Here is a 17839-nt window from a genome sequence, read left to right as displayed (position 1 = left end):
GTTCTGACCCCAATATGAATGCGGAGCTTACCGAACAGCTTGTCAGAGGCACGCGGCAAATCCGCAGCGACCTCCGGTCTGGGGCAACCGGCGATGGACCTTCGATCGAGCGGGAAGCGCGGGATTATCTATCGGCAACCTATCTTCGGCCATTGCGCGATGCCGAGGCCGAACTAAGCGGAGGGCGGGGATCGCGTCTAGCTCAGGTCCTCAATGCGGCCGAAAGCTTTCGCAACACCGTCCATGTCGACAACCTCCTGAGCGCCGTCATCGGGGCCAATGTCGCCATTCTCACAAATCCCGGCGTTGCAGACAGTCTGACGCGCATCACAGCCCAGCTCAAGGGCCTTGACTTCGCTAATAGGCCGCTCAGTCCGATCATCGAGATTGTCGGAGGCGTCGAACTCGATGCTCTCGGACCGGTCGAACGCAAGCAGATGTTGCGGGCAGTGCTTGAACGGCTCCAGCTGTTGATCGATCAGAATGATCGCATGCAAGGCCTCGGTTACAGCAACCTTCTGTTCATGGCGACGGAACTTCTCCTGCTTGAACAGGAGCAAGACGACTTCCCTATGCTGCTGATCGAAGAACCGGAAGCGCATCTGCATCCGCAGTTGCAGATGAAGTTCCTGAAGGCGATCCGCGAGGATTTCGGTGGACCGGGAAAGCCCGCGCTGCAGAGCATCCTGACGACCCATAGTCCCAATCTCGCCTCCAAGGCCGATCTGCAGAGCCTGATCCTGATGTCGGGTGGCAAGACATTTCCCTTGCGCAAGGGTCTCACCGAGCTCGAAGACGACGACTATGGCTTCCTCGAGAAGTTTCTGGACGTGACGAAGGCGAACCTCTTCTTCGCCAAGGCGGTTGTCATCGTCGAAGGCGACGGAGAGAACATCCTGCTGCCGACAATCGCCAAACTGCTTGGTAAGCCCTTCGACGACTACGGCGTCTCGATCGTCAATGTCGGCAGCACGGCGTTCGCGCGTTATGCAAACATATTCAGGCGGCGCGGTTTGAATGACGGACAACATCAACGCGACTGGCTTCCAATTCCCGTCGTTTGCGTCAGAGACATGGACCTGCGCCCCGAAGGGGCCAGAATCACTGAAGACAATCCGCTTGGTTTCATAGAATACAAGGCCAAGGGCGCGGTGTATTGGGAATCGCATTACGTAGGCAACCCTGATGGACGACAGGCTTGGATCGATCGCCGCCGATCGTTGCAAGGTCAGAATGTCCGCGTCGAGATTTCGGATCACTGGACATTCGAGTATTCGCTGCTCAGGGCTGGGCTTGCCGCGGAGGTTCACGAGGCGGCCCCCGATGGCGAGGTGCCATTCGACGAGCTTCCGGCTGACGCGGAAGAGCGGGCGCTGACAATCTATGGGCGGATTTGGCGAGACAAGTCGAAGACGGAAACCGCCTATAATCTTGGACCCATACTTGAGCGCCGCTTTACCGCTGAGCTTGTTCCGGCTGCTGACGGTGAGACCGAGGAGCAGGCGGAAGCCCGACAGCGGCACAATCTGCTCCTGATGGAACAAAAGCGGGATGAACTGCGCGCTGCTCTCCCCTCTTATCTCATGAACGCGATCGATTACGTTACCGCTGTCGATGTGGCCGGAGATTGATCCGGCCATGATCGACCTGACCAACGACGACCTCGACGAGCTTCTGGCAATTTTGAATCGGGATCGGCTCGTACCGCTGGTTCTCGATCCCACCCGACGTGCCGCCCTATGCGGCCATGACGATATCCAGGCATGTCCTGGAAGCGGCAAGACTACGCTCGTCGGGCTGAAGCTGTTGTGCCTGGCTCGCAAATGGACTGCCTCCCGGCGGGGCATATGCGTCCTTACCCACACGAATGTGGCCAGGGACGAAATTATCAAATGCCTTTCCCTGCATCCCGCCGGTCATGCATTGCGTGGCTATCCGCATTTCGTGGGCACGATACAGGAGTTCGTCAACACCTTCCTCGCCCTCCCCTCTCTACGATCAAAAGGTATGGTCGTTTCGCAGATCGACGATGACCACTGCACTGCGCGCCTGGAGCGAATAGCCGCCTTCGGGACCAAGGCCTATCTGAGAAACAGGTTCGCATCGATATCCGACCTTCGGTATCGATGGCAAAATAATGCCCTGGTCCTTGTGACGCCGGGTTTTCCGGCGCCATCGCAGTCGCCGTCATATCAGGATCTGATCGCGATCAAGGCCCGGCTCCAACTGGAGGGGGCATTTTTCTATTCCGAAATGTATGCCTACGCGCAGGAAACGCTATTTCGCAGTCCTCAGCTCGCGGCGTCGCTGCGCCACCGCTTTCCCGTAGTTCTGATTGACGAGATGCAAGACGTTCAGGGCTTTCAGGACGATCTGATCACCTCCATATTCGGGGACCCAAGCGTCCAGTATCAGCGGTTCGGAGATCCGGATCAGTCGATTTTCGACGGCGTGGGCGGAGAGTTGCCCAATGCCAGCTATAATGCCGCCGCAATGCAACCAATTGCGGAGAGTCATCGCTATTGTCCTGCCATCGCACTGCATCTACGCGGATTGAGCAGCCGAAAGCTGGACCTGACGACCAGTTGTGCCGTGATCGCGACAGATCCCGTGAGCACCATGATCCTTTTCAGCGACGCGACGCGTGACCAGGTGCTTGAGCGGTTCGGCCAGACTGTGCGGGCCCTACCGGAAGAACGCCGCCGTGTCGTCAAAGCCGTGGGTGGTGTTGCGGAAAATAACGCCGAAGCGGCCGCCCCGCTCAACATCACCAGTTATTGGCCAGACTTTGACCGCAGCCTTCAGCCTCAGAGCTTCAGGCCTGCCACCCTTTGTCAGGCCTTGCGCCACGCCACGTCGTTTGGACCGAGCGCAACCCGCATCCCCCTGCTCCTCGATACGGTCGTGAATGTGTACCGACTGGCGGGGACCCGCTTTGTGAACCGGGCGGGCGCCGAGAAACCTCCCTCACGGGCCGGTTTGTCCGATCACTTGCGGTCCATCCAGACATACGGTCCCGTCCGGCGGCTGATGGCGGAATGGATGCTCGGCGCCGAGCCGATGGAACCTGATTGGGCTGATAGGATCCAGACATTGCTCGGGCTCTTGCGCCTGCCGGCGAATGTCGGGAACGCGGCCGAATTTCTGGCTTATGATCCCACGCCAGTCTCCGCGGACGTGGAACAGCAGACGCCGGCCAACGTCTTTATCTCTGCCGGCGGCGTAAAGATCCAGGTGGCGACGATCCATAGCGTCAAGGGCGAAACCCACGACGCCACGTTGCTGCTGGAAACCAGGCACCGCAGATTGTACGACGTCGAAGAAATGCTGCCACATTTGCTGGATCCAGCACTTGCAGCCCCGGTCTATGACGCCGCGCGTCCCACAACCAACGCTTCCGTTCGCGCGGCTTTCATGAAAAAGGCATATGTCGCAGCAAGCAGACCTAAACACATCCTGGGCATTGCCATGGGGCGCGAGCGGATCACTGATGCGCAACGTCAGGCTTTGACGGCCATGCGTTGGGACATCGTCGACCTGGGATAGGCAGGACACCCTGTCAAGCAAAGGCACCTCGCTAGCGTGCGTTTGATGCTGACGCTTGGCATTTCCTGGAAATCTCACGCGGGCGATCCTACGCGGCCGGAAGAGCTTAACGGAGTCTTGGTCTTGGCGGGTTGGCGTAGTGCGTCAGCGTGGCATTTTTGCTAGGACTTCATAGATTTTGTGATCCACTATTTCAGCTGGATCTTGTTCTATCCATTCCTCGCTGTCGGTATTGCGCTTCAGTTGGGAGGCGCGCAGTGTAAGCATTGTTTCAAGATCGTTATCGTCGAGAAAGACAATCAGTTTACCGGAGTCACGCATCGCAGCTTGCGCGGCAGTAAACGCATTGGGTTTAGGCTTATCGCGAGTGAGGATCACGCAAACCGATCTCAGAGCCCTTAGGCTCATGTAGCGCTCGGTGGTGTAGACCTGCATCGGCCCGATCGCGTCCGTGTAATTCTTGCATTCGAACACGATGGTTCGTGCGCGGAAATCTCGCGAAATCGTCTGCCAAAACACGCTCTTGCCTGCCGGGCTCACTCGGTACACGATATCGAGGATGCTTAGATCGTCGTCTGTCCAGCATTGCGGAATGGGGTTAACAAGGGTGTCCCCAAAGAGAAAATCGATGATCTCGGTGCACAGCCCTTCGTAGCGTTTTGCATACTCCACGCCACGGGGCATTTGCCGTAGCCTACCTATGAGTTTCTCTCCGGGCGGCTTTTCCGAAGCACTGAGGTCCCGCTCGGCGAGGCAGGCATGCAAAATCCTCCCTCGAGCCAGTTGCTCGGGGTCTGTGCTCGCACGCACCGTCCAGTCATCAGATAACAAGAAGAACTCAGTCAAGGCCTTGCGAGTGTCTTCACCTACCGCGCGGCTGAGCAGATCTCGACGATCCCATATCTCGATACCGAATTCGCGTTCCGCCCAGGAACGGCTCTCTGGGCTCACCGTGCCCGACACGAGAACGAGGATTCGAGTGCCTGGCGCTGCTTGGAGTTTTGCAGCAGTCGGAACCCAGTTCCGCAAAAGACGACCGTAAACCGTGGGGCGATGCGTCCACTTCACTTCTGCCAGGATATTTTCGCCGGCGCTCGTCGCGTAAATATCTGCGCCCCAGGATGCCGCGGAATCCGGCGCAATTTGATACCCGCTATCCAGGAAAAGTGCTTTGCACAGGAGTTCGAATTGGGTCGCTAAATCCAGCATTTTTAAACGTTCCTGAGGTTCGTATCGCAGTGTTGTATCTCCGCGCCGTAAATTTTCGGTTGGTCTATCCAGATCAGCGAGCTGGGTCCTGCTCGCCGAAAGACGATCTGAATCGCATCCTCATCAGCATCCTTGTCCGGGCTCGACTACGCGGCGAGCATGCAACGCGAGCGACAAAGTCGCACGAAAGCCTGCAGACAAATGTGCTCGCGCACTATTCACCGTCAAACTGATCCACCTAGCTCGAAAGGCGACCCTAGGCGCTACGAAACCTTGCGGCCTGGGGTACCATTCGCTCGCATCAATGCCATTAGCATCGGTCCAATCGAAAACTCGCCGCGCTCGGCTTTTCGCGTAAGGTTCCGCAAGTAGCCACCGGCCGAGTTGATGTGCCCTGCCCTTTCGAGGATGCAGGCCATAATCGCGGCGGCGTTCTCCGGACCGAGGGCGTCGCAGGCGTCCTGGTAGGCGCTCGGGCTGACGCCAAGCATCGATCGCACGACGACGGCGGCCGACATCAGGTCGCGCCAGCTTTCGACGGCGCCGTTCGGCCCGTAGTCGCGGATCTCTGGGCAAGCCTGCAGCACCATACCGAGGGGAAACGCCCTCACGGCCCGCTCCGCCGGCCGACTTTTGGCCGTCGGCCTCGCCCCCAGCTCGTTTCCAGAGCAAGGTTCAAGTTCATGGCTAGATTCGGTATTTGAATTCTGTATGTGGCGCTCAGTTTGATCAGCATTGCTGGTCAAATTTTCGAAATTTTCCTTAATTTCCAGCCGGTTGATGATTTCTTCGCGCAACATCTCCATTTCATCGAGGATCCCCTCTATATCGGCGATCGTCGGTGTGCGGGGGATGCGGCCGGTCAGCTCGAGGAAAAGCCCCTCGATGCGCCCCCAGTCGCCGGCAGCCCCCTCCTCGATCGCAGCGCTGAGTAGCTTGCGGACGTCGCGTCGGCAGATCGACAAGGCCTCCCTGATGACGCGGAAGCGCTTGCGCTCCGCCGCTACCTGTTGCGCGGCGTGCGCGAGCTCCTCGGCGCGCGCAAGCAGCGGTGCAAGGCTGAAGCCGAACGCCTCCTCGATTGCACCGGTCTCGTTCTTGCGAGCGTAGCGCTTGCCGTTGGCGCTGTCCTTGCGCTGGATCAGCCCGGCCTCGACGAGCGCCGTCAGATGGCGGCGCAACGTCGCGCCGGCGATGCCATGCGCACGCACGGAGAGCTGGTCGTTCGAGGGGAAGACGACAAGGCCGCGGTCCTCGCAAAGTTCGTTGTCCGGATAGAACGTCAGCAGCGCATCGAGCACCGCAAGCGCGCGGTCCTGAACGCCAAGCACCGCCCTCGCCTCGCAGGCGTCGCGGAACACCTTCCATTTGTCGGCGGACTTGCCGGATTTGATCTCGGCCGTCCGCATCTGCCCTCTCACTTGGGCGAGCGAAATCATCCGCTGCCCGAAGGGCGTCGTCACACTTCCACCTTGCATCTTCCTTCACCTCTCGCGAAGGCAAAAGAAATCAGCTCACCAAAAACGGTGCCAAAGACTCTTGACGGAGATTCGTGGAAATGCGATTCTCAGATTGCTAGATAAGAGAGAGGCTTCCACGACGGAAACGTTTGGGGGCCTTTTTCTTTTGCGGTTATCCTCCTGGTTTAAAGTCTCACACCCTAGCGGGCATTTCTCTGCATGAATTGGTCGTGCAGGCTTTCAATCTGCTCGGCAACGAAGTCGACGAACCCACTCGGAACCGACTTGTTGAAAGCAAGCTTTGAGCCTGATTTTCCGTGGGTCATCTGTCCAAGAACCAGACCGTGCGAAACGAGCTGAGCCGTATCAACGGACAAAAGCTCCACCTGTCGCTCGGTCGACAGGGCGTCGAAGACGCCTGCGAAGCGGGTGTTGCTGTCGCTATTGCGAATTTCATCCAGCCCTAGCGCTATCTTCGCCGCCGCGAGTGGCGTGCCATGGGCCGACCACTTCGCTTCGAAATCGATCCACCGCCGGCGGCCAACATCGGGTGCGGCGCCAATCTCCTGCAGGATCTCGTGCGGCAAAACGCTGGCGAGCCGGATCATCTCCGAGACATGGGATTTGCCCGTGTTCAGCGACTTGCAGATCACCTCGCGACTAAAACCGGCCGCCTCCTGCGAATGCGCAAACAGGCAACGCTCGATGAAGGAGAGGTCGTTGCGGTTGCTGTTTTCTTCGCCTTGAAGAACAACCGCGTCCTCGTCGCTCAAGTCCCGGGCGATCGCTTTGAACTTGATGCCGAGAAGCTTGGCGGCTGCAAGGCGACGTCGCCCAAACACGATCTGAAACGGCTTCGATGCCCCCTGCACCGAGCGTACCAGGCCCGGTATGCTCTGCCCGTGCTCGCCCATAGACTCCATGAGTTCGGTGAGATTGGGCGCATCATAGGCCGACGCGAAGCGATCTGGGATTGCGGATTCAAGGACGTCGTCCGGGTCAATCTCGATGATCTGACCGCCGTCCTTCAGGAGCCGCTCAGCAAGCTCGCTGCGCTCCTGGATTTGCCTGACACCCGCTGCCACTTTAAGCAGATGCGGGGACGTCGTCCTCTGAACCCCTCCCCTCTCAGGCGTGCTTTCGAGTTGACCGAGGACGTTTGCAAAAAGGCCTTTGGAATCCTTGCGGCTCATTCTCTCCCCCATGCCTTCCAGAAGAGGCTTTCCAGTTCGGCATTGGCCGCATTGATGGACTCAATCGCGCGATCGTAGGTCTTTGGTGCCGAAAAGCGCGCCCGCTGCACCTCATAGAGGCTTTGCTTCCACGTGAGCGCGTCAGCGACCGCGGTCGACTTGATGACGGAGTTCAATAGCAGGTCTTCACCGAACACCTGACGCATCAGCGCGGACATGTTAGCCTGCGGATGGTCATTTGGTTCAAACTTGGTGACGAGGAACTTCGCAAAATCCCATTGGGCGGATGTCCCGACCTCATCGAGGATCTGCATGTAGGACGCCGCGAGCTCTAGGAACTTGGCGGTGGAATCGACGTCCAGCATATGGGCTGGAACCGGGATGACTACTCCGGTTGCCGCCGTCAGTGAAGACAGCGTCAGGAAGTTCAGCGATGGTGCGGAGTCCATCAGGATGAAATCGTAGTCGTCGGCGACTTGCTCGAGAGCCTGGGAGACGCGAAGCAGGAACCCGGTTCCGCCTGCGCGTCGCATTTCCAGCGCCACGGCTGTTTCGAACTCAGTCAGCTCAAGGCCGGCGCAGATGACGTCGAACCCGACTATATGCGTCTGATGGATGACTGACCTGGTCGCGACCGGATCGTCGAAGCGGATCGCGGAATAGAGCGTGTCCCCTCCCCTGTAGTCGAAGTTCGGCAGGTTGCCGTGGAGGGCCGTCAAGGACGCCTGCGGGTCAAGGTCGACGGCAAGCACGCGGTATCCCCGCAGAGCCAGATAATGACCGAGGTGGATAGTGGTCGACGTTTTGCTTGACCCGCCCTTGAAATTGGTGACGGCGATGATCTGGCACTGCTCGTTGCCCATGCGCCGAGGGTTCATCCACTTCTTACGACCGTTGGCGGCGAGCGCCATGCGCAATTCAAGAACCTGCTCCAATGTGTAGAGCCGGCGACCATTGGAGATTTCGGGAGAAGGGCCCTGCTCCTTTGCCGCAACCTGCCGGATATAGGCTTCGGTTACATCGAGGAGCTGAGCGACTTCAGTAGAAGTGAACTTGCGCATCGTGCGCCGCGCATCCGGCGGAAACTGCGCCATGCTGAGATTGCTCAGCGCCAACTCAAGCTTGCTGGAGAAATTCTCCATGAAAGAAAGGCTGCTGAGGTGTCGTGTCATAAAAGAATCCCCGGTGGTCACTCTTACCACTTAACCGCTATTGTGGTTAACGATCCGCTAACAACCACGTAACTACTCAAAAATCCGCAATTTCGAATTTTCATCGCAACTAACGGGTACTCCGATTCGGGCAAGCACATCAATTATGGCACGCGGATTCATGATGGGTGTGAATGGGCTTTGTGCAAAGTTCCCCGCGGGGAACTTCTTTCCATCAAAGGACAATACTCACTTGTCGCCCCTGACCATGCATCCCTCCTCGCTCTCTAGAATGGTCTTCGATCCGTCGGCGCGCGGCTCCATGGACAGTTCCCCGCGGGGAACTTTTGCACCAGTTCGCGCGCGGGACGCCAGCCTCTCGAAGTCCGCTCCGATTGGGGCAGCAACAATTATGGCACGCGATTCAGAGCACTCTTCGTGCCTGGTGTCCGATCAGTCGTTGCGCGGGGCTCTAATAGTTCCCCGCGGGGAACTTCTGCTCGGGATCAGACTGGCGGATTGCCAGCCTTTTGAAGTTCGTGAAGGTAGTCGGCCGCGGCTTGAGCCTTAGCTGCGGCCGTGATGATCGCCCGCTTATCGTTCTTCAACACCTTGAGCCAGCTTTCCAGGTAAGTCGCGGTATTGTCGCGGGGATCGTGCGCTACACCGAGATCTGCGCAGAGGAAGGAAGCTGAGAGTTCGGCAACCAGCTCCTCCATGGCGTAGCTTTCACTGCCGAAGCGGCCACTCAGGTCACGGTCCAGGCGATGCTTTGCACCTGACCAGTGCGACATTTCGTGCAGCAGGGTCGAGTAAAGGTGAGCTTCGCCTGCGAAACGTGCCCGGTCCGGCATGAGGATGTCGCCGACGGCGGGACGGTAGCAGGCCGTGGTTCCGCCGTATGTGACTGAGGCGCCGGTATTGCGGACGAAGGTTTCGACGGTTTCCAGATGCGGGACCGGCGTCGCCGGCAGTTCCTCGGCCGGGCGATAGAACTGCTCCGGCAGGTTCTCGATCTGCTCAGCGTTAAAGACCGTGTAGCCTTTGAGGTAGGGGATTGCGCGCTCGTCATCGACTTCGCGCTCCTTCGGGGTAAAGGTGCCGTATTTGACGACGAGGGCGCCTTTCTCACCCTTTCGGACCTGGCCGCCGAGATCCTGGGCTTGGCGATAGGTCATCCAGGTGTTTTCCTCGTAGCCTGCAAGCTCGCTCGCGAGCCACAGCATCAGGACATTGATCCCGCAATAGGCTTCACCGGTAGCGCGGCGCGGTACAAGGGAACCGCGGCTGTTGCCCCGCCAGGGCCGGATCCACGGCTTGGTGCCGGCTTCAAGCTGCTCAATGATGGCGTCCGTGATGCGCTGGTAGGTGTCCTTGATGTTCTGCATTGCCGTCTCCTTTCGTGGTTGACGGCAAAAAACGGAGATAGCCGAAGCGAGCCCATGCACCTGCAGGGCCGCAACGAAGTGGAGGACCGCGCTAGCGGTTGCATGGGGGAGGGGCTATCGTAGCTTGTTCGTCAATCATCCGACGGAAGGAGAGGGCGCAGAACATTGGCGCTTCCCGAACAGATAGCATCTTGCAGCTTGTTGCCGCCGGCGCTGATTACCGATCGCGCTCGTCGTCATCGCGTTCCCGGTTTCGCTGCGTAGCCATCTGCGCCTCGATCGCCTTCAGTTCCGGATTCTGATCCTGCTGTGTTTGGCGGGCAGGCTGAGCCTGCGAGTGCGCCTCTTGCGCCGGCTGCTCGCGCCCCAGGCGGGAAAAGTCCGACCGGGCATTGAAGGTGATTTCCTCGTCGCCAGGCAACCTCTCTGGAAGGTCCGCGCGATCGGCAACGACAATCCCCTGAACCGTCACGAGGCTCGCAACTCGATCGTCGTGGCCGAGAACAGTGCCGGTGATTTCCTCGCCAGCGCGGGCGGTGCGGACGTTGTGTTGCAACGGCTCCTCGCCGAGTTCCCGCAAATCCTCAAATGCGGCTCGGATCGCTTCCCGTCGGTTCGGGTCCATCGCGTCCTCGATGACGTGCTTCATCGCAGGGCTGGACGGGTCGTTCGTTGTCTCGATCGATGCCTCGATCATTCGCGGCTTGCTGATGGTGGTGAAATCGACCTCATGCCCGTAATGGCGGCCTAGCTCGGAAATGAACGCCTCCTGCGTGCGCCCGTTGCCTTCTCGAAAAGGATGCACGTAATTGAGCTCCGAGAGCACTTTTCCGGCCCGCTCAGCGAATTCCTCAGACGAAGCATTGCGAAGGGCCTGCGTATCCCGGAGCGGCTTCATCGCCTCGTCCAGTCCCATTTCAATGCGGGACCCGTGCAGGAACGCTGTGCCGCCCTTCGACAAGCCGCCAATCGGCTCCACCCGCTCACCGTCGACCACAGGGCTTTCGTTGCGGCTGTGACCGGCCCACTCATACACGTCCTGAAAAATGTAGCCTTGAATTGCCTTCAGATGCTCCTTGTCGAAATTGCCGCTTGGGCCGCGGCCCTCGGCGATCTCCACTTGCCGAATGTTCGTCAGTGCGTACTCGGCTGTCCGTAATGCCGAATGTGTCGTCAGTCCTAGCTTGTTGCGCAAGACGCCGGTGCGATCTGGATCGCCGGGAACGTCAGGGTAGGTATAAGAGCCTTTTGGTTGCTCGTTTGCCAATCGATTCCTCATGAAAAAAGCCGCCCGGTAAAGCCAGGCGGCTTGCTAAAATAGAAGTTTGCAAATCAGGCGCGCTTGAAGCGCGCCAGCATCTCCTCGCGAAACTCTTCTGTGGTGATGTCGCCGGCAATGTAGCGAGCATTTGCCGCCTCGAGCACTGGATCGTGGGTGTAGCCCTGGCGAGTGTTGGCGGCACGCGCCTGTTCGACGGCATTCTGACGCTTCGCGACGGCTTCCGGGGACCGATCCGGACGGCGGGAATGAACGTTCATCGACAAATCTCCAGTTGCGCGCAACCCTAGCAGAAAAAATGCTGTAAATCCAGCATTTTGCCTGATTTTTCGGCCTTTCGGGGGTGAGCGCCCGGCTGGTCGCCGGGCGCTGTTCGCGGATCAATCGCGGGGTTCCCATTCGATGATCGCCTGCAGGGAGGCATCGTCCTGGCCGGGGAACCGGCCGAGATTGGCGTTGTAGCGAAGCTTGCGGATCGAAAGAGTGTAGTAGGGCTTGCCCTCCTGGTTCTCCTTCTTCCATATGCCGCCGACCTCGATGTCATGGCCGCGGGGCGATTTGGCATAGACGCGGTGCGTCGGGGCTTTGTCGTTGTCCGAGTCGAACGGCACAACCTTGATGTCCATGTCCCGGTCGATGGTGGAGATGAGGCCGGCACCCTTTGCGGTTTCTAGATCGTCGCCATCGAACTGGATGTAGTTGGTGATGTTCATGTCTTTCACTCCTCTTTGGTGGCTGCGATGATCGTTCAATCGGCACGGCGGTAAGCGATGGGCACCGTAGGCCGGAGCGGAGCGGAGGAAGCGGGAGGACGCGAATATTTGCTTCGCGAGGAAGCCGAAGGCGGGGAAATTTTTGTGCCCTCCCGATTTGCGCAAATCGCGACGACGTGCGAACGAGCGTCACAAGCAACCGCTCTGGAGGAGTATGGCTTGAACCTTTTTGGCAACGTTCCCCCGTTCCTCAGCGACATATACACCGCAACTTCTGCGCCAATATTAATCAGGAAACCGGCCTGATCAACAGCTATTGCCGTGATTCGACGGGCAACTTGAAGCAATATGGCTATAGAAACCGCTTTCGCCACTGCGCCACATTGGCTATCGCTTCGGTCACTGCATGTCGGATGTTTTGGAACGGCGGTAGACGTGCGGGCTTTCGATCTCGGCCGACCACATGCCAAAGCCGTTATCGCGGGCTCGGTTCTCGGCCTGGCCGTACTCGACCTCGTTGATGGAGTGGGTCGCCGGTAGATAGCGCAACATGGCCTCCGCCAGTCCGGCCTTCACCATCGCAAGGCCAATATCGGTTTCGCCTATGAAGCACTGTCCCACCAGGCGCCGATACTGGTCCCGATCGATGATGTCGCAGCGGACATGCCGGCCGTCGATCATTTTTCCGAGATAGCTTCGAGCTGCGACGCCGCACCGCCACACCTTTCCGTCCTTCAAACCGGTCTGATCGCGCTCGCACGCGTCGATGGCCGCGATCCTGATGCGCTCGTTGCGGATGCTGATGGTGTCGCCATCGATGACACGGGCGCGCCCCGAATAATCGGCTGCCACGGCCGAACCACAAATGATGGAAAGAGCGGCGAAAAGCGCCGGTAGGGCATGATGTCTCAATGTGTGATCTCCATGGAATTGCGGGCGGCGAGCCCGAAGATGGAGCGGGCGAGATGCAATTCGCCCGTTCTTGCGCGGTCCGTCATGGCCCGCAAATAGCCTCCCGGTGAGCTGACTTCCTGCCGCTCGTATTTCTCGAGCGTCACGGCGACCGCGACGGCGGCTTGCTGCTCGCCCATCTCATCGACGGCGCGGCGGCGGGCATCCTCGGAGATCCCGGCAAACCGGCATATCAACGGCACGGCCCGCGCCAGATCGGCCCAACTTGTGGGGGCAAAGCCGTAGGCCTTCAACGCTGGCACCGCCCTCAGCACATCCTGCAGGGCCACCATTGCCTTCGGCAGGCACTGCTGGTTGATTTCGCTCGGGCGTCGCCTCAGGCTTTCTTCAAAAGCCCCTTTGCTGGCGGAGCCAGCCCTTAGCGAATTGAGCTGTTCGGCGTTAACCGAACGCCGTTCATCATTACTCTCTGCAAGAGGTTCAGGGGTTGTAATCTGTGTGTGCATGTCGTTTTCGACATACGGGCATGTCATATTTTGCGGTTGAGCCGCTTTCTCCGATCGGCGCGGAAGCTGCATCAAGCGCTCCACGAACCACTCCAGGAGGGCTGTTGCCCGGCGCAAAACCCCGCTCGAAGCCTTGCCGGCAATCCCGACAAGATCGCTCACGCGATCAATGCGGACGGCAAGGCGGGCCACGGCGCTTTGGGAATGCTCCGCGGCGGCGGCGAGGGCCTGCCGCGCATTGCGAAGGGCCCCACGATAGCGCCGCAATGCCGCGTCGGCGGATTTCTTTTCGGCACGAACCCGTCTTACGAGCTCGTCGAGCTCGGCGTATCGAACTATCAAGATTCGAAGATCGATCCCGCAACCGTCAGTGATCTCGCCATCGCGGTTGCGGATGGGGTAGCGCTTGTAATTGCCGCTGTCTTGCATGGTAATCACTCCGGCGTCGAACAACCGCGACAGCAAACGGCTGACGCGACCAACCGACCGTCCAATTTCAAATGCCAGGTGCTGGTTGGACTTGAATACGATCGGGCGTCCCGATCTATCGAACGCGTCGTTCGGAGCGGTGTTTATGAGCGCCAGCAATAGATGGCTTTCCGTCCCATTGATCAAGCCAGTGCATGGAAGCTTTTGTGCAAGAACAGCCAATTGGGCGCGGGTTATTGTCCCGAATTCCGCCGAATCCGCTAGTCGTCGGTAATGGGCACGCTGCGGCGTTATCCTGCGGCCGATGGGCCGCTGATTTATATGGGTGTTCCCCATTCTTCGTCTCCGTTTAGAGACCAGGCAAAGCTTCGCCGCCCACCGAAAAGGTGTTTTTAGAATTGACAGGGAAGGGAGGGTCTGCGAGAAAGGATTTGGCTTATTTTTTCACTGTAGACCCACCGCTTCCGGATTTTTCTCGGGAGCGGTTTTTCTTTTTCTGGTCGGGTGTGTCTTCTCCGTTAAGTTGGTCAGAATGCGTGAGCGCCGGAATCAGCTCTGACTCCGCCGATTTGAAACCATAGCGCGGTAAAGCATAATGGCGCAATAACGTGCTACACATCGAAACCTTCGAGGCGCATGTTGCCGCGTGAAACACTGATTTTTCAGGATTTATGGTCTGGAGATGACGCCGAATAGGTCGCGCTGCATGGGTCGTGTTGCAGCAATTTGATGTGGATCGGACTGGAAATCGAACGCCAAGGCCCTTGCGAGTGATTCTACCAGCCTAGATCGGTTTGGCCAAAATCATCGCCCTTGTAGGCGATCCGCATTCGATATGCCTTGGCGCAGGCATAGGTGAAACAGTCGCCCATGTTCAACTTGGCCGGATGATTCACAACCTTTCCAAACTGCTGAGCAGCATCGAGGGCCTTGGTGCCTACGTCGCCTGAAATCATCGCTTCGCGCGCTTCCAGATCGGCAATGAATTGATCTACCAGGCGGCGGGCGATCTCCATCATCTCAGCAGTGGCGGGCTTGTCCTTGCCTTTCGCTTCCGCGAGCCTGCGCGTCAGCGACAACGTGGCCTCCATGCGGACCACGGCTGAGACGTAATAGGGGCCGCCGTCCCGCTCCAACCGGCCCATGAGTTCGGTGGCGTCTTGCTCCTGGGCGAGGATGGCGACGACGACAGACGCATCAACAAACAGCATTCAGTCTTCGCCCCACATTTCATCGGTTTCGCGCTTGTGGTCGCCCGGAGCGAAAGGGCCAGCCTCGCGCGCCATGGTGAGGGACTTGGCAAGCCGCTCGCGCATCGGCAAACTGCCCCTGCGGCTGGCGATCTCATGCTTGAGCGCGGTTTTGACCGCCTCAACCTTGCTGGATTTGGTGAGACCGATAAGCTCGTCGGTGAGCCTGTCCACCTCGGGGTCTTTGATGTAGAGCGGCATGGCAGCATATCCTTTCGAGGATATTATCATATCCTCTTTTTCATATCCTCACCAACACAAATACGAAATCGCGCGGCCCGAATCCGGGTGGGAAGGGGAGTGTTGAGGGGAGGGGGATCGGGCCTCCCCTCAAACATGATTTCGGGCCAGGTCGATCCTGCCCGCAATCATCGGTGCGCTCCAATAGCGGGAGGGCCGATCACGCGGGAGGGAAGCGTGACCGGCGCGCGACTGATGTTACTCAGCCGCTTGGGGGAACTGCTCGTCTTCGGCGGCGCTTTCGCCGTCGTCGGCTTGTTCGGGGGAGGATATGCGAACAGGGGCCGGTAGCCAGCCGCTTCCGGCAACGAGGCGATCCGCGATCGTCACCGCCTCGGATTTCTTGGTGGCAGCTCTCACGGACAATTCCGCTTCACCGCCCTTCGCCTCGGCCACTGCAAGTTCAATGGTCGTCCGGTTGACGTGCTTGAAATAGCTGTCACCGGTCGTCTCGAACCAATCCGGCATATGCACCTTGAGCGCTCGGCCAAGCTGGTTCGCCTGTTCGATGCCCTTACGATCCGTGAACTTCTTCTCTACCGCATTGACCGAGTGCGCCGCGCCGAATGCCAGCAGGGAAAGCACGGTGTCTTGCGGCTGTTCCAACAACCAGTCGAACAGATCGGCAGGATTGCCGGGCAGGTGATGGCCGTAGTTGTCCGCAAGGTCGTTAAAGGCGGCAAGCCCCTTGCAGCTTTCGGCGTCCTTGATCGATGGCTCCAAACGCTCGTGCGTCAGCGACAATTGAAGGGCGCTCTGCTCCGTATGATACGGGTAGGCCACACGCAACAGCATCGCGTGAACCACGGCGACAAGCGCCACGTCAGGATTGTTCGCCAGTTCGATGCGCAGCGCGGCGGTCTTGTGAGCCGTCAGGTCCTCGATCAGGGCAGCCGAATGACTGATGGTCGGGACCTTGGGTTCTACCGTGCCCTTGCCGCTCGGCAGGCCCTCGCCGTTATCGTCCTCGTCCTCGGCGGTTTCGTCTGCCTTTACGAAACCTCGCTCGATGGCAAGACGACCGTAATAATCGAGGAAAACGAAGGCTCCCGCCTGTTCCAAAGCCTCGGGGCTATAGGCTTCCGTGCGGGCATTGAGCGCGTCGATCCGATTTTCGGCGTCAGCCAACTTTTCCTCTGCCTCGTCGTCGGCCACGCCGTTTTCGATCAGTCCGGCGAGCTCGTCATATTCTGCCTGCGCGGCATCAAGCGCGGCCTGATCTTCCTCGGAAAGAGCAATCGCCTCCGGATAGTGGCGCTTCATGGCATGATAGCCAGCGGGGGCCGTTGCGGAGCACTCCACCCATTTCCAGCCTTCGGCGCGAACACTGGCGGCGGTCGCCTCGAGCTTATCCGCCACCAGCTTTTCGACCAAGGTGGCGTCCGTCGCATATCCGGCGTTACGGTCATCGAACAGGTCGCGTTTGACCGCTCCCCCGGCTTCCTCGTAAGCCACCAGCCCACCGATGAACTGCACGCGCTTATCCGTCGCGGCAATCATTTCCTCGGTGAGCGCTCGCCGTATCGCATAAGGCTCGCGGTTCCAAGAGGAGAGTGCGTTCCATACCGTCACCTGCCTTTCGTGGTCGTCGCTGACAGTGAAGGCCGATAGCTGCGCAAGGCTCATGTCCTCGTCGCGGTAAATCTGCAAAAGGACCGGCGACACGCGAGCGAGCGCCAGCCGTTTGCGGACAACGGTTTCGGTGGTGCCGAAACGGACCGCAATGTCGGCAACGTCCTTCCTCTGCTTGGCGAGCGCATCGAATGCCTCGTACTGGTCGAGCGGGTGCATGTCCTCGCGCATGATGTTCTCAGCAAGGCTGATTTCCGTGGCAATCTCGCCTTCGCGCTCCTTGCACTCGACGGCAAAATCCTTGGCGATCTCCCCTGCCTCCGCCAGCAGATTAAGCGCGGCAAGGCGTCTTCCGCCCGCCGTCACGAAATAGCGTCCCTTTTTGTCGCCCCTGCGAACCACAAGGTTTTGCAAAAGCCGGTAGCCGTCTTTTCTGATGTTGGCGGCGAGCGCTTCGATACCCTCGACGCTGTAGGTCTTGCGGACGTTCTTCGGATCGGCGTCCAGCTTGTTCAATGCAATGGTGATGATCTCGGTCATGATGTTTTCCCTTGCCTTTTTCCCGCGAAGCGGTCTCGTGCCCGAAGGGGCAGGAGCCCGGCTCCTGCTCCCCGAGCTCGTGCGGAACAGCGGGGGGGGAGGGGGGCAAGGGGACAAATCGGAGGGGGATCACCCGCCCGAAGGGGCGACGTAAAATCCGCGGATGCGGATCCGCGTCGATCCTGCACGAAGCGAGCCAAACGAGCGGAGGAAGGACGGGGAAACCGATTTTCCCCTTGCAGGGGAGAGGGGGCAGAGCGCCCTTTCCCCACTAAATGAGACAATGAGCGTACCAGGCAAAGGCGGCGCAGCGGCCGAAGCCAGTTCGCGCACCGCTTGACCGGTTAAGAGGGCAGCCGCAGGAGGTTTAGCATTAGCGCCGCCCGCAGGGCGGAAACCGGGACCGACTGCCCCCGGCAAGCGGTTCCATATAGTATCGGCCGGAGACAGT

The 17839-nt window shown here is 59.2% G+C and carries 15 protein-coding genes; 2 read left to right on the top strand and 13 right to left on the bottom strand.

The genetic code is table 11. The annotated features are described in order from the left end of the window. Positions 1-14: 14 nt before the first annotated feature. Both AC07UR_RS31635 and AC07UR_RS31630 read left to right on the top strand, forming a co-directional pair. Complete coding sequence (locus tag AC07UR_RS31635) at positions 15-1631, top strand: ATP-dependent nuclease (RefSeq protein WP_494700463.1); 1617 nt, start codon at positions 15-17, stop codon at positions 1629-1631. 7 nt (positions 1632-1638) lie between these two features. Continuing rightward, a complete protein-coding gene (locus AC07UR_RS31630) occupies positions 1639-3546 on the top strand; it encodes a UvrD-helicase domain-containing protein (RefSeq protein WP_494700462.1) in 1908 nt (635 codons plus the stop codon). Positions 3547-3690: 144 nt separating this feature from the next. On the opposite strand, the gene AC07UR_RS31625 is transcribed toward AC07UR_RS31630, so the two are convergent. The 13 genes from AC07UR_RS31625 to AC07UR_RS31565 all read right to left on the bottom strand — a co-directional run bounded on the left by AC07UR_RS31625 (position 3691) and on the right by AC07UR_RS31565 (position 17388). Further along, positions 3691-4755 (bottom strand): restriction endonuclease, encoded by a 1065-nt coding sequence (locus AC07UR_RS31625; RefSeq protein WP_494700461.1) that lies wholly within the window; start codon positions 4753-4755, stop codon positions 3691-3693. A gap of 263 nt (positions 4756-5018) precedes the next feature. Beyond that, positions 5019-6233, bottom strand: a complete 1215-nt coding sequence (gene repC / locus AC07UR_RS31620; protein WP_494700460.1) for a plasmid replication protein RepC — start codon at positions 6231-6233, stop codon at positions 5019-5021. 182 nt (positions 6234-6415) lie between these two features. Then, the gene (gene repB / locus AC07UR_RS31615) at positions 6416-7408 is read right to left on the bottom strand and encodes a plasmid partitioning protein RepB (RefSeq protein WP_494700459.1); all 993 of its coding nucleotides are present in this window, start codon (positions 7406-7408) and stop codon (positions 6416-6418) included. Continuing rightward, the gene (gene repA / locus AC07UR_RS31610) at positions 7405-8580 is read right to left on the bottom strand and encodes a plasmid partitioning protein RepA (RefSeq protein ID WP_494700458.1); all 1176 of its coding nucleotides are present in this window, start codon (positions 8578-8580) and stop codon (positions 7405-7407) included. Before repA ends, repB begins: the two co-directional genes overlap by 4 nt. 485 nt (positions 8581-9065) lie before the next feature. Continuing rightward, complete coding sequence (locus AC07UR_RS31605) at positions 9066-9947, bottom strand: ArdC family protein (RefSeq protein ID WP_494700457.1); 882 nt, start codon at positions 9945-9947, stop codon at positions 9066-9068. Positions 9948-10164: 217 nt separating this feature from the next. Next, a complete protein-coding gene (locus AC07UR_RS31600; protein WP_494700456.1) occupies positions 10165-11214 on the bottom strand; it encodes a Fic/DOC family protein in 1050 nt (349 codons plus the stop codon). A gap of 65 nt (positions 11215-11279) precedes the next feature. Then, positions 11280-11486 carry an antitoxin VbhA family protein gene (locus AC07UR_RS31595; RefSeq protein WP_494700455.1) on the bottom strand — a complete coding sequence of 69 codons (207 nt, stop codon included), beginning with the start codon at positions 11484-11486 and terminating at the stop codon, positions 11280-11282. Positions 11487-11606: 120 nt separating this feature from the next. Then, positions 11607-11939 carry a DUF736 family protein gene (locus tag AC07UR_RS31590; RefSeq protein ID WP_494700454.1) on the bottom strand — a complete coding sequence of 111 codons (333 nt, stop codon included), beginning with the start codon at positions 11937-11939 and terminating at the stop codon, positions 11607-11609. 399 nt (positions 11940-12338) lie between these two features. Then, the gene (locus AC07UR_RS31585; RefSeq protein ID WP_494700453.1) at positions 12339-12851 is read right to left on the bottom strand and encodes a thermonuclease family protein; all 513 of its coding nucleotides are present in this window, start codon (positions 12849-12851) and stop codon (positions 12339-12341) included. Next, the gene (gene repC / locus AC07UR_RS31580; RefSeq protein ID WP_494700452.1) at positions 12848-14122 is read right to left on the bottom strand and encodes a plasmid replication protein RepC; all 1275 of its coding nucleotides are present in this window, start codon (positions 14120-14122) and stop codon (positions 12848-12850) included. Before repC (AC07UR_RS31580) ends, AC07UR_RS31585 begins: the two co-directional genes overlap by 4 nt. A gap of 440 nt (positions 14123-14562) precedes the next feature. Then, a complete protein-coding gene (locus AC07UR_RS31575) occupies positions 14563-14997 on the bottom strand; it encodes a type II toxin-antitoxin system VapC family toxin (protein WP_494700451.1) in 435 nt (144 codons plus the stop codon). After that, entirely contained in the window at positions 14998-15237 is a 240-nt protein-coding gene (locus AC07UR_RS31570; protein WP_494700450.1) for a type II toxin-antitoxin system VapB family antitoxin, read from the bottom strand. A gap of 237 nt (positions 15238-15474) precedes the next feature. Then, positions 15475-17388, bottom strand: a complete 1914-nt coding sequence (locus AC07UR_RS31565) for a ParB/RepB/Spo0J family partition protein (RefSeq protein ID WP_494700449.1) — start codon at positions 17386-17388, stop codon at positions 15475-15477. Positions 17389-17839: the final 451 nt, after the last annotated feature.

This window comes from Ensifer sp. GW821-FHT05G01, from assembly GCF_059419585.1.
This window is presented reverse-complemented; position numbering and strand designations above follow the sequence as displayed.